The sequence below is a fragment of the Serratia sarumanii genome (assembly GCF_029962605.1).
GTDB classification, from domain to species: Bacteria; Pseudomonadota; Gammaproteobacteria; order Enterobacterales; family Enterobacteriaceae; genus Serratia; species Serratia sarumanii.
The window spans coordinates 711,546-723,691 of sequence record NZ_CP124750.1 but is presented as its reverse complement, the minus strand read 5'-3'; the positions used below and the strand labels follow the sequence as shown (position 1 = coordinate 723,691).

The window sequence follows — 12,146 nt, the reverse complement described above, 5'->3', positions numbered from 1 at the left end:
CGCCCCCTCAGATGCCCTTGCCCCCTTATTTTTCAGGAGTGCAACGTGGTCAAAAAATATCTGCCCTGCTTATTGCTGCTGTGCGCCGCGCCGGTGTTCGCCAAGCCGACGCTGACGGTTTACACCTACGATTCCTTCGCCGCCGACTGGGGCCCAGGCCCGGCGGTGAAAAAAGCCTTCGAAGCCGAGTGCGACTGTGAATTGAAGTTCGTCGCGCTGGAAGACGGCGTCTCGCTGCTGAACCGCCTGCGCATGGAAGGCAAGAACAGCGCCGCCGACGTGGTGCTGGGGCTGGACAACAACCTGTTGCAGGCGGCGCAGCAAACCGGCCTGTTCGCGCCGAGCGGCGTCGACACCGCCAAACTGACGGTGCCGGGCGGCTGGCAGGACGCGACCTTCGTGCCTTACGACTACGGCTACTTCGCCTTCGTCTACAACAAAGAAAAACTGAAGAACCCGCCGAAAAGCCTGCAGGAGCTGGTCAGCAGCGATCGCAACTGGAAAGTGATCTACGAAGATCCGCGCACCAGCACGCCGGGCCTCGGCCTGCTGCTGTGGATGCAAAAAGTCTATGACGACAAAGCGCCTGCCGCCTGGCAGCAGCTGGCGAAAAAGACCGTCACCGTCACCAAAGGCTGGAGCGAAGCCTACGGCCTGTTCCTGAAGGGCGAAGGCGATCTGGTGCTCAGCTACACCACCTCTCCGGCCTATCATCTTATCGAAGAGAAGAAAGACAGCTACGCCGCCGCCACGTTCAGCGAAGGCCACTACCTGCAGGTGGAAGTGGCGGGCAAGCTGAAGGCCGCCAAACAGCCTGAGCTGGCGGAGCGCTTCATGCAGTTCATGGTGACGCCGGCCTTCCAGAATACCATCCCGACCGGCAACTGGATGTATCCGGTGATCAACACCCCACTGCCCGTCGGCTTTGAGCAGATGAACGTGCCGCATACTGCATTGCAATACAGTGCCGAAGAGGTGGCCAAACAACGCGGCGGTTGGATCCGGGCATGGCAAACCGCCGTCAGCCGCTGATCCCCCGCTGGCTCTGGCCGGGGCTGCTGGCCGCCGGCGTGATCCTGCTGGTCGCCGCGCTGGCGATGGGCTCGCTGTGGCGTCACGCGCCGGACAGCGACTGGCGCGGCCTGTGGCAGGACAGCTACCTGTGGCACGTGGTGCGCTTCACCTTCTGGCAGGCGCTGCTGTCGGCGCTGATTTCGGTGCTGCCCGCCGTTCTGCTGGCGCGCGCGCTCTATCGCCGCCGTTTCCCCGGCCGGCAGCTGCTGCTGCGGCTGTGCGCTATGACGCTGGTGCTGCCGGTGCTGGTGGCGGTGTTCGGCCTGCTCAGCGTCTATGGGCGCCAAGGCTGGCTGGCGACGCTGTGCGGCTGGCTGGGCATCGAGTATGGCTTCTCGCCCTACGGCCTGCAGGGCATTCTGCTGGCGCACCTGTTCTTTAACCTGCCGCTGGCCACCCGCCTGTTGCTGCAGGCGCTGGAGAATATCCCGGTGGAACAGCGCCAGCTGGCCGCCCAGTTGGGCATGAACGGCTGGCAGCAGTTCCGTTTCGTCGAATGGCCGGCGCTGCGCCGCCAGATCCTGCCGAGCGGCGCGTTGATCTTCATGCTGTGCTTCGCCAGCTTCGCCACCGTGCTGTCGCTGGGCGGCGGGCCGCAGGCCACCACCATCGAACTGGCGATCTACCAGGCGCTGAGTTACGACTACGATCTGGGTCGCGCCGCCATGCTGGCGCTGATCCAGTTAAGCTGTTGTCTGGGGCTGGTGTTGATCAGCCAGCGGCTGAGTCAGGCGCTGCCGGTGGGCCATACCCACGCCCAGCGCTGGCGCAACCCGGAAGACAGCCTGTGGCGGCGCGTCGGCGATTTTCTGCTGATCGCCGCCGCGCTGCTGCTGCTGCTGCCGCCTCTGCTGGCGGTGATCGCCGACGGCGCCAATCAGGCCGTCGTCAGCGTGCTGCGCCAGCCGGTGCTGTGGCAGGCGCTGTTCACGTCGCTGCGCATCGCCCTCGGCGCCGGGGTGCTGTGCGTGGCGCTCACGGTGATGCTGCTGTGGAGCAGCCGCGAACTGAAGCTGCGGCAGCATCTGCGCGGCGGCCAGGCGCTGGAGCTGAGCGGCATGGTGATCCTGGCGATGCCGGGCATCGTGCTGGCCACCGGCTTCTTCCTGCTGCTGAGCGATACGATCGGGCTGCCGCAGTCGCCCTATGCGCTGGTGATCCTCACCAATGCGCTGATGGCGGTGCCTTATGCGCTGAAGGTGTTGGAGAATCCGATGCGCGACCTCGCCGAACGTTACAACCCGCTGTGCCTGTCGCTGGATATCCACGGCTGGCAGCGGCTGCGGCTGATCGAACTGCGCGCGCTGCGTCGCCCGCTGGCGCAGGCGCTGGCCTTCGCCTGCGTGCTGTCGATCGGCGATTTCGGCGTGGTCGCCTTGTTTGGCAACGAGCATTTCCGTACCCTGCCTTTTTACCTGTATCAGCAGATAGGCGCCTACCGCAGCAACGACGGGGCGGTGACCGCGCTGCTGTTGCTGCTGTTGTGTTTCCTGCTGTTTACCCTGATCGAACGCTTACCGGGGCGCCATGCTGACGCTTGAAAAACTGACCTATCTGTATGAACACCTGCCGATGCGCTTTGATCTGCGCATCCAGCCGGGCGAGCGCGTCGCGGTGCTCGGCCCCAGCGGCGCCGGTAAAAGCACCCTGCTGAGTTTGATCGCCGGTTTTCTGCCGGCGGCCAGCGGCCGGCTGCTGCTGAACGACGAAGACCACACCGCCACGCCGCCGGCCAAACGGCCGGTGTCGATGCTGTTTCAGGAGAACAACCTGTTCGCGCACCTGACGGTGGCGCAGAACATCGGGCTGGGGTTGGATCCCGGTCTGCGCTTGACTGAACAGCAGCGCCAACGGCGGGCGCATATCGCCCGTCAGGTCGGCCTGGAGGAGCACCTGGAGCGCCTGCCGTCGCAGCTTTCCGGCGGCCAGCGTCAGCGCGCCGCGCTGGCGCGCTGTTTGATTCGCCAACGGCCGATCCTGCTGCTCGACGAGCCCTTCTCGGCGCTCGATCCGGCGCTGCGCAACGAGATGCTGCAGCTGCTGCAGACGGTGTGCGAACAGCGCAACCTGACGCTGCTGATGGTGTCGCACAACCTCGACGACGCCGCCCGCATCGCGCCGCGCACGCTGCTGGTGGTCGACGGACGCATCTACTACGACGGCCCGACGCAGGCCCTGCTGGACGGCAGCGCGCCCGAAGCGCGCGTGCTGGGCATTTCGGGTAAAGCGTGATCTGACGCGCGTTTTTTATGCTGCGCCAATAAACCTGTTGTGCGAATTTTGCGCCTGTGCTTTTATAAAAACCTGACTTTTTTTACTGATGATAAGGTTCCCTGTGATCGCATCCTCGCTGACTTCGACCCTACTAGTTACCGCGCTACCAGCCGCGGTGGTCGTCGTGCGTGTGGTGGTGGTCATCGGCAATGCGCCGTAGGGTCCGAATCAACGCATCGATTCCCAAACCCCGCCGGCGCAAACCGGGCGGGGTTTCTTGTTTTAGCACCCTGCCCAGCAAAGCTCACCGGCCTTGAGAAAGGACAGGAACATGGCAACTTCGGGCACGCCTCAACCGGGCACCAGCTTCACCGGCGCACAATTGATCGTTCATCTGCTGGAGCGGCAGGGTATCACCACCGTCGCCGGCATCCCCGGCGGCGCCGCGCTGCCGCTGTATGACGCGCTGAGCCAAAGCACCCGTATTCACCACGTGCTGGCGCGCCACGAACAGGGCGCGGGCTTTATGGCGCAGGGCATGGCGCGCGCCAACGGCAAAGCGGCGGTGTGCATCGCCTCCAGCGGGCCGGGCGCCACCAACCTGGTCACCGCCATCGCCGATGCCAAGCTCGACTCCATTCCGCTGGTGTGCATCACCGGTCAGGTGCCCTCCTCGATGATCGGCACCGACGCCTTCCAGGAGGTGGACACCTACGGCATTTCCATCCCGATCACCAAGCACAACCATCTGGTGCGCGATATCCGCGAGCTGCCGCAGGTGATCGGCGACGCGTTCCGCATCGCCGAATCCGGCCGCCCAGGCCCGGTCTGGATCGATGTGCCGAAAGACGTACAAACCGCCACCATCACCCTGGAAGAGCTGCCGCCGATCGCCGTGCCGGACGCCGCCCCGAGCTTCGATCCGGCGCTGGTTGCGCAGGCCGCCGCGATGATCAACCAGGCGAAACGCCCGATCCTCTACCTGGGCGGCGGCATCATCTGCGCCGAGGCTCACCGGCAGGCGCTGGAACTGGCCGAGCGCGCCGGTCTGCCCACCACCATGACGCTGATGGCGCTGGGGGCGATGCCGGTGGAACACCCGCTGTCGCTGGGCATGTTGGGCATGCACGCGGCGCGCAGCACCAACTTCATTCTGCAGGAGGCCGATCTGCTGATCGTGCTGGGCGCGCGCTTCGACGATCGGGCAATCGGCAAAACCGAGCAGTTCTGCCCTAACGCCGCCATCATTCACGTGGATATCGATCGCGCCGAGCTGGGCAAGGTCAAACAGGCCAACGTGGCGATCCATGCCGACGTCGGCCAGGTACTGCAACAACTGCTGCCGCAGATCGACACGCAGCCGCGCAGCGCGTGGCTGAGCACCGTCAACGACCTGAAGCGCGAGTTCCCGTTCAACATGCCGAACGCCGACGATCCGCTGAGCCATTACGGCCTGGTGCTGGCCGCCGCGCGCTGCGTGGACGACAGCGCCATTATCACCACCGACGTGGGCCAGCATCAGATGTGGGTGGCGCAGGCCTATCCGCTGAGCCGGCCGCGCCAGTGGCTGACGTCGGGCGGCCTGGGCACCATGGGCTTCGGTCTGCCGGCGGCGATCGGCGCGGCGCTGGCGGAGCCCGAGCGTAAAGTGCTGTGCTTCTCCGGCGACGGCAGCCTGATGATGAACATTCAGGAAATGGCCACCGCCGTCGAACACGATCTGGACGTGAAAATCATTTTGATGAACAACCAGGCGTTGGGGCTGGTGCACCAGCAGCAAACCCTGTTCTACCAGCAGCGCATCTTCGCCGCCGCCTATCCGAAGCGCACCGACTTCCTGAAGATCGCCGCCGGATTCGGGCTGGATACCTGCGATTTGAACGCCGCGGAAGATCCGCAGGCGGCGCTGGCCGAAGCGATCCAACGCCCGGGGCCCTGCCTGATCCACGCGCTGATCGATATCAACGAAAAAGTGTTCCCGATGGTGCCGCCGGGCGCCGCCAACATCGACATGATTGGAGAATAAGCCATGCTGCAACCACAAGATAAACCCCAGGTGATCCTGGAGCTGGCCGTGCGCAACCATCCCGGCGTCATGTCGCACGTTTGTGGGCTGTTCGCTCGCCGCGCGTTCAACGTCGAAGGCATTCTGTGTCTGCCGCTGAAGGACGGCCAGCAGAGCCGCATTTGGCTATTGGTCGCCGACGATCAGCGGCTGGAGCAAATGATCAGCCAGGTGGAAAAGCTGGAAGACGTGCTGCAGGTGAAGCGCCACAGCGAAGACGTGCGGGTATTTGAACAGCTGGAAGCGTTCTTTCAGTAATACGAAGGGGGCTTACGCCCCCGCAATCATTGCCCGGACAGTACCTGCCACAGCAGGTGCCGATACACCGGCATCAAGGGCTGCTGGCTCAGCAGATAACCGACCGCCAGCGCCGCCAGCCAGCTCAATCCGCAAACCACGCGCAGCCGCAGCGGCGTCAGCCAACGGCTCAGCCGATCGGCACTGCGCTTATCCTCACGCCACCAGCGCCAACTCAGCCACACCGCCAGCCAGAGGGTGAGCGCCGCGGCGAGCAGCAGCCACTTGAACATCGCGCTGTTGGCGCCGGCGGGAATGTCGATCGCCACGCCCGCCAGGATACCGGGGAAGAAATAGACCGGCGGCCAGGTCAGGCAACCGATGATGTTCGGCAAGGCAAACTTGTACGGCGGCAGATCGAGCATGCCGGCCACCATCGGCACCAGCGGGCGCGTCGGGCCAACGAAGCGGCCGATCAGAATGGTCGCCATGCTGTGCTGGTGCAAGGCGTGCTCGGTTTTGTCGAGCAGCGCTTTGTTCTTCTTCAGGAACGACCAGCGGTGCAAGGGCCCTTTGAAGGCGCGGCCGACGAAATAAGAGATCCAGTCGCCGAGCAGGCAGCCGACGATCCCCGCCGCCCAGGCGTAGTAGAAGTCCACCTTGCCGCTGCCGATCAGCGCGCCGATGCTGGCCATCATCACCGTGCCGGGCAGCAGCAGCCCCACCAGCGCCAGCGACTCGAGAAAAGCGACCAGCAGGACGACCATCAGGGTGAAAGCCAGCGACTGGGTGATCAAATCTTGTAAATAGGCTTCCATTACACCTCTGCGGATTATTCGGCCAAACGGGGCGAAGGATTTTCCAGCGCCGCCGCTGGCGAGTCAATCGATGAATTGTATGCGTATTTGGCAGCGCCGAACGCCGATGGACAATGACTGTATAAAAACACATACTATAATTTATCTATATTAGCGCCAAAACCGACATCTCGCTGAATGTCGCGCACGCCGCCCGGCGGAAGACGAAGGGGTTATGACAGCACTGCAACAGGGTTTCCTGCTCACTCGCCACTGGCGCGACACGCCCGCCGGCACCGAGGTCGAATTTTGGCTGGCGACCGACGCGGGCCCGCGTCAGCTGCGCTTGCCGCCGCAAACCTCGGTGGCGTTTATCCCCGCCGAACAAAAGCCGCGCGCGGAACTGCTGCTGCGCGAAGAACGGCAGGTGGAACTGAAACCGCTGGCACTGACGGATTTTCATCACCGCCCGATGCTGGGGCTGTACTGCCGCCAGCACCGTCAGCTCATCAAGCTGGAAAAACTGCTGCGGGAAGGCGGCGTTACGGTCTACGAGGCCGACATTCGCCCGCCCGAACGCTATCTGATGGAGCGCTTCATCACCGCGCCGGTGTGGTTCAACGGCCAGGCCAACGGCGGCGGGCCGTTGCTCAATGGCCAGATGAAGCCGGCGCCGGACTACCGCCCGACGCTCAGGCTGGTGTCGCTGGATATCGAAACCACCGCCCACGGCGAGCTTTACTCCATCGCACTGGAAGGCTGCGGCCAGCGGCAGGTCTACATGCTGGGGCCGGCCAACGGCGGCGATGCGCCGCTGGATTTCGATCTGGAATACTGCGCCAGCCGCCCCCAACTGCTGGAACGACTCAACGCGTGGCTGGAGCGCCACGATCCCGACGCCATCATCGGCTGGAACCTGGTGCAGTTCGATCTGCGGGTGCTGCAAAAGCACGCCGAACGCTACCAGATCCCGCTGCGGCTGGGGCGCGGCGGCAACCTGCTGGAGTGGCGCGAGCACGGCTTCAAGCAGAATCACTTTTTCGCCGCCGCCGCCGGCCGCCTGATCATCGATGGCATCGAAGCGCTGAAGTCCGCCACCTGGAACTTTCCCTCCTTCAGCCTGGAATACGTTTCGCAGGAACTGCTGGGTGAAGGCAAGGCGATCGACAACCCTTATCAACGCATGGCGGAGATCGACCGGCGCTTCGCCGAAGACAAGCCGGCGCTGGCCCGCTACAACCTGAAGGACTGCGAGCTGGTGACGCGCATCTTCGCCAAGGCCGATTTGCTCAACTTCCTGCTGGAACGCGCCACCGTCACCGGGCTGGCGGCCGATCGCAGCGGCGGATCGGTGGCGGCCTTCAGCCACCTTTATATGCCACGCATGCACCGCCTGGGCTTTGTCGCCCCCAACCTCGGCGAACAGCCGGAGGAACACAGCCCCGGCGGCTTCGTGATGGACTCCCGGCCCGGCCTGTACGATTCGGTGCTGGTGCTGGACTATAAAAGCCTGTACCCGTCGATCATCCGCACCTTCCTGATCGATCCGGTCGGGTTGGTGGAAGGCATGCGCCACCCAAACGACGCCGATTCGGTGCCCGGCTTTCGCAACGCCCGCTTCTCGCGCAGCAAACACTGCCTGCCGGCGATCGTCGAGCAGATCTGGCAGGGACGCGAGGCCGCCAAGCGCCAACACAACAAGCCCCTGTCGCAGGCGCTGAAGATCATCATGAACGCGCTGTACGGCGTGCTGGGATCGAGCGGCTGCCGCTTCTTCGATCCGCGGCTGGCGTCGTCGATCACCCTGCGCGGCCACGAGATCATGCGTCAAACCCGCGAGCTGATCGAAGCCGAAGGTTATCAGGTGATTTACGGCGATACCGACTCCACCTTCGTGTGGCTGAAACAGCCGCATGACGAGCAGCAGGCGGCGCAGATCGGCCGGACGCTGGTGCAGCGGGTCAACGCCTGGTGGCAGCAGCATCTGCAGCAGCAGTTCGGGCTGGAGAACGCGCTGGAGCTGGAGTTCGAAACCCACTATTCCCGCTTCCTGATGCCGACCATTCGCGGCGCCGAACAGGGCAGCAAGAAGCGCTACGCCGGCCTGATCGCACGCGGCGGCGGCGAGGAAGAGATGGTGTACAAAGGCCTGGAAACGGTGCGCACCGACTGGACGCCGCTGGCGCAGCAGTTCCAGCAGCAGCTCTATCAGCGCATCTTCAAACGGCAGCCCTACCAGGACTATGTGCGCGACTACGTCGGCAAAACCCTGAACGGCGACTTCGACGATCAGCTGGTGTACCGCAAGCGCCTGCGCAGGAAACTCGACGACTATCAGCGCAACGTGCCGCCGCACGCCCGCGCCGCGCGCATCGCCGACGACTACAACCGCAGCCAGGGGCGGCCGCTGCAGTATCAGAACGGCGGCTGGATCAGCTACGTGATGACCGTCGCCGGGCCGGAACCGCTGGAAACGCGCCATTCGCCCATCGACTATCAGCATTACCTCGAACGCCAGCTGCAACCGGTGGCAGACGCTATACTCCCTTTCTTGCACGACGATTTCACCACGCTGGTCACCGGGCAGATGGGGCTGTTTTGAGATTGCGCCAGGTTAAGAAAAATCATCCGGTTTTGCAGGTGACGAACGCGCCGCCTTCCATTACCATAGCGCCCTTCCCAAAACTGAACCACGCTTAGCCCTGCCGTCTCACGACGTCTGCATGGCGTGAACGGCTATTGCCCGTCAAATTTAAAACAAACCGGGATAGCAGACGTTCAGTACAGGTGCCGCGGCCCTTCCCGCCCGGTAACAAGACTTACTTACAAAGAATCGAGCCGACAATATATGCCTTTTACTCTTGGTCAACGCTGGATCAGCGACACGGAAAGCGAATTAGGACTGGGCACCGTCGTGGCGCTGGACGCGCGCATGATTACCCTGCTTTTCCCCGCCACCGGTGAAAACCGCCTCTATGCCAGAAACGATTCGCCGATCACCCGCGTGATGTTCAACCCGGGCGATACCGTCAGCAGCCACGAAGGATGGCAGCTGCAGGTGGAAGAGGTGAAAGAGGAAAACGGTCTGTTGACCTATATCGGCACCCGCCAGGACACCCAGGAGAGCGGCGTGGCGATGCGCGAAGTCCTGCTGGACAGCAAGCTGACCTTCAGCAAGCCGCAGGATCGCCTGTTCGCCGGCCAAATTGACCGCATGGACCGTTTCGCGCTGCGTTTTCGCGCGCGCAAGTACCAGAGCGAGCAGTATCGCCTGCCGTTCGCCGGCCTGCGCGGCATGCGCGCCAGCCTGATCCCGCACCAGTTGCACATCGCCCATGAAGTCGGCCAGCGCCATGCGCCGCGCGTGCTGCTGGCGGACGAAGTCGGCCTCGGCAAAACCATCGAAGCCGGCATGATCATCCACCAGCAGCTGCTGGCGGGCCGCGCCGAGCGCGTGCTGATCGTGGTGCCGGAAACGCTGCAGCACCAGTGGCTGGTGGAGATGATGCGCCGCTTCAACCTCTACTTCTCGCTGTTCGACGACAGCCGCTACGCCGAAGCCAAGCTCGACAGCAGCAACCCGTTCGAAACCGAACAGCTGGTGATCTGCTCGCTGGACTTCGTGCGCCGCAACAAGCAGCGCCTGGAAGAGCTGGCGGACGCCCAGTGGGATCTGCTGGTGGTTGACGAAGCGCACCACCTGGCCTGGAGCGAAGAAGCGCCGAGCCGCGAATATCAGGTGATCGAACAGCTGGCCGAGCATATCCCCGGCGTGCTGCTGCTGACCGCCACCCCGGAACAGCTGGGCCAACAGAGCCACTTCGCGCGCCTGCGCCTGCTCGATCCAAACCGTTTCCACGACTACGGCGAGTTCGTCGCCGAGCAGCAGAAATACCGCCCGGTGGCCGACGCCGTCACCCTGCTGCTGAGCGGTAAACGCCTGGCCGACGACAAATTGAACCTGTTGGGCGAGCTGATCGACGAGCAGGACATCGAACCGCTGCTCAAAGCCGCCAACAGCGAAGGCGACAACGCCGAGCAGGCGCGCCAGGAGCTGGTTTCCATGCTGATGGATCGCCACGGCACCAGCCGCGTGCTGTTCCGCAACACCCGTAACGGCGTGAAGGGCTTCCCGCACCGCAACCTGCACCAGATCAAGTTGCCGTTGCCGACCCAGTATCAGACTGCGATCAAAGTGTCCGGCATCATGGGCGCCAAGAAGTCCGTCGAAGCGCGCGCGCGCGACATGCTGTACCCGGAGCAGATCTACCAGGAATTCGAGGGCGAAAACGCCACCTGGTGGAACTTCGACCCGCGCGTCGAGTGGCTGCTGGACTACCTGCTGGCCAACCGCAACGAAAAAGTGCTGGTGATCTGCGCCAAGGCCGACACCGCGCTGCAGCTGGAGCAGGTGCTGCGCGAGCGTGAAGCGATCCGCGCCGCGGTGTTCCACGAAGGGCTGTCGATTATCGAGCGCGACCGCGCCGCCGCCTACTTCGCCTCCGAAGAGGAAGGCGCGCAGGTGCTGCTGTGTTCCGAGATCGGCTCCGAAGGCCGCAACTTCCAGTTCGCCAGCCAGCTGGTGATGTTCGATCTGCCGTTCAACCCGGACCTGCTGGAGCAGCGTATCGGCCGTCTGGACCGTATCGGCCAGATGCACGATATCCAAATCATGGTGCCTTACCTGGAGCACACCGCGCAGGCGGTGCTGGGTCGCTGGTTCCACGAGGGGCTGGACGCCTTCGAACACACCTGCCCGACCGGCCGCACCATCTACGACAGCTGCTACGAGCAGTTGATCGGTTATCTGGCCGCGCCGACCGAACAGGAAGGCTTTGACGAATTCATCCACGCCTGCCGCCAGCAGCACGATCAGTTGAAAGCGCAGCTGGAACAGGGCCGCGACCGCCTGCTGGAGATGCACTCCAACGGCGGCGACAAAGCCCAGGCGCTGGCCGCCGCCATCGCCGAGCAGGATAACGACGTCAATCTGGTGGGCTTCGCGCTCAACCTGTTCGACATCGTCGGCATCAACCAGGAAGACCGCAGCGACAACCTGATCGTGCTGACGCCGTCCGACCATATGCTGGTGCCGGACTTCCCGGGCCTGCCGCAGGACGGCTGCACCGTCACCTTCGATCGCGATCGGGCGCTGTCGCGCGAAGACGCGCAGTTCGTCAGCTGGGAGCACCCGATCATCCGCAACGGCCTGGATCTGATCCTGTCCGGCGATACCGGCAGCTGCGCGGTGTCCCTGTTGAAAAACAAAGCGTTGCCGGTCGGCACCCTGTTGGTTGAGCTGGTGTACGTGGTGGAGGCTCAGGCGCCGAAGCACCTGCAGCTGACCCGCTTCCTGCCGCCGACGCCGATCCGCATGCTGATGGATCGCAAGGGCACCAACCTGGCGGCGCAGGTCGAGTTCGAAAGCTTCAACCGCCAGTTGAACGCGGTCAACCGCCACACCTCCAGCAAGCTGGTCAACGCCGTGCAGCAAGACGTGCACGCCATGCTGCAGCAGGCGGAAAGCCTGGTGGAAGTGCAGGCGCGCACGCTTATCGAACAGGCGAAGCAAGAGGCGGACGACAAGCTGAGCGCCGAGCTGGCGCGTCTGGAAGCGCTGAAGGCGGTCAACCCGAACATCCGCGACGACGAAGTCGAAGCGCTGGAGTTCAACCGCCGTCAGGTGCTGGCCAACCTCAATGAAGCCGGCTGGCGTCTCGACGCCATTCGTCTGGTGGTGGTCACCCACCAGTAACCGG

General features: G+C 63.8%; 9 protein-coding genes. 8 read left to right on the top strand and 1 reads right to left on the bottom strand.

Annotated features, from left to right (window positions below; translation table 11 throughout):
• Positions 1-45 precede the first annotated feature (45 nt).
• The 6 genes from thiB to ilvN all read left to right on the top strand — a co-directional run bounded on the left by thiB (position 46) and on the right by ilvN (position 5,611).
• Positions 46-1,032, top strand: coding sequence for a thiamine ABC transporter substrate binding subunit (thiB, locus tag SSARUM_RS03330; RefSeq protein ID WP_060430882.1), 987 nt, complete (start codon positions 46-48; stop codon positions 1,030-1,032).
• Positions 1,008-2,615, top strand: coding sequence for a thiamine/thiamine pyrophosphate ABC transporter permease ThiP (thiP, locus tag SSARUM_RS03325; RefSeq protein WP_060426329.1), 1,608 nt, complete (start codon positions 1,008-1,010; stop codon positions 2,613-2,615). Before thiB ends, thiP begins: the two co-directional genes overlap by 25 nt.
• Positions 2,602-3,306, top strand: coding sequence for a thiamine ABC transporter ATP-binding protein ThiQ (gene thiQ / locus SSARUM_RS03320; protein WP_060388214.1), 705 nt, complete (start codon positions 2,602-2,604; stop codon positions 3,304-3,306). Before thiP ends, thiQ begins: the two co-directional genes overlap by 14 nt.
• An 88-nt stretch (positions 3,307-3,394) precedes the next feature.
• Positions 3,395-3,508 carry an ilvB operon leader peptide IvbL gene (ivbL, locus tag SSARUM_RS03315; RefSeq protein WP_413788531.1) on the top strand — a complete coding sequence of 38 codons (114 nt, stop codon included), beginning with the start codon at positions 3,395-3,397 and terminating at the stop codon, positions 3,506-3,508.
• Positions 3,509-3,619: 111 nt separating this feature from the next.
• The gene (gene ilvB / locus SSARUM_RS03310) at positions 3,620-5,314 is read left to right on the top strand and encodes an acetolactate synthase large subunit (RefSeq protein ID WP_033649181.1); all 1,695 of its coding nucleotides are present in this window, start codon (positions 3,620-3,622) and stop codon (positions 5,312-5,314) included.
• A 3-nt stretch (positions 5,315-5,317) separates the two neighbouring features.
• Entirely contained in the window at positions 5,318-5,611 is a 294-nt protein-coding gene (gene ilvN / locus SSARUM_RS03305; protein ID WP_016929110.1) for an acetolactate synthase small subunit, read from the top strand.
• Between the two features lie 26 nt (positions 5,612-5,637).
• Here the strand turns inward: ilvN and SSARUM_RS03300 are convergent, their stop codons facing one another.
• A complete protein-coding gene (locus SSARUM_RS03300) occupies positions 5,638-6,408 on the bottom strand; it encodes a DedA family protein (RefSeq protein WP_039568785.1) in 771 nt (256 codons plus the stop codon).
• A 214-nt stretch (positions 6,409-6,622) separates the two neighbouring features.
• On the opposite strand from SSARUM_RS03300, the gene SSARUM_RS03295 reads away from it, so the two are divergent.
• Together SSARUM_RS03295 and rapA are read left to right on the top strand one after the other, a co-directional pair.
• Positions 6,623-8,989, top strand: coding sequence for a DNA polymerase II (locus tag SSARUM_RS03295; protein WP_048321277.1), 2,367 nt, complete (start codon positions 6,623-6,625; stop codon positions 8,987-8,989).
• Between the two features lie 246 nt (positions 8,990-9,235).
• The gene (gene rapA / locus SSARUM_RS03290; RefSeq protein WP_060428665.1) at positions 9,236-12,142 is read left to right on the top strand and encodes an RNA polymerase-associated protein RapA; all 2,907 of its coding nucleotides are present in this window, start codon (positions 9,236-9,238) and stop codon (positions 12,140-12,142) included.
• Positions 12,143-12,146 lie beyond the last annotated feature (4 nt).

What these genes read in the sequence shown, in the direction of transcription:
- ilvN (WP_016929110.1), top strand. Translation starts at nt 5,318, where the DNA reads ATGCTGCAACCACAAGATAAACCCCAGGTGATCCTGGAGCTGGCCGTG.
- rapA (WP_060428665.1), top strand. Translation starts at nt 9,236, where the DNA reads ATGCCTTTTACTCTTGGTCAACGCTGGATCAGCGACACGGAAAGCGAA.
- thiQ (WP_060388214.1), top strand. Translation starts at nt 2,602, where the DNA reads ATGCTGACGCTTGAAAAACTGACCTATCTGTATGAACACCTGCCGATG.
- SSARUM_RS03295 (WP_048321277.1), top strand. Translation starts at nt 6,623, where the DNA reads ATGACAGCACTGCAACAGGGTTTCCTGCTCACTCGCCACTGGCGCGAC.
- thiP (WP_060426329.1), top strand. Translation starts at nt 1,008, where the DNA reads ATGGCAAACCGCCGTCAGCCGCTGATCCCCCGCTGGCTCTGGCCGGGG.
- ilvB (WP_033649181.1), top strand. Translation starts at nt 3,620, where the DNA reads ATGGCAACTTCGGGCACGCCTCAACCGGGCACCAGCTTCACCGGCGCA.
- SSARUM_RS03300 (WP_039568785.1), bottom strand. Translation starts at nt 6,408, where the DNA reads ATGGAAGCCTATTTACAAGATTTGATCACCCAGTCGCTGGCTTTCACC.
- ivbL (WP_413788531.1), top strand. Translation starts at nt 3,395, where the DNA reads ATGATAAGGTTCCCTGTGATCGCATCCTCGCTGACTTCGACCCTACTA.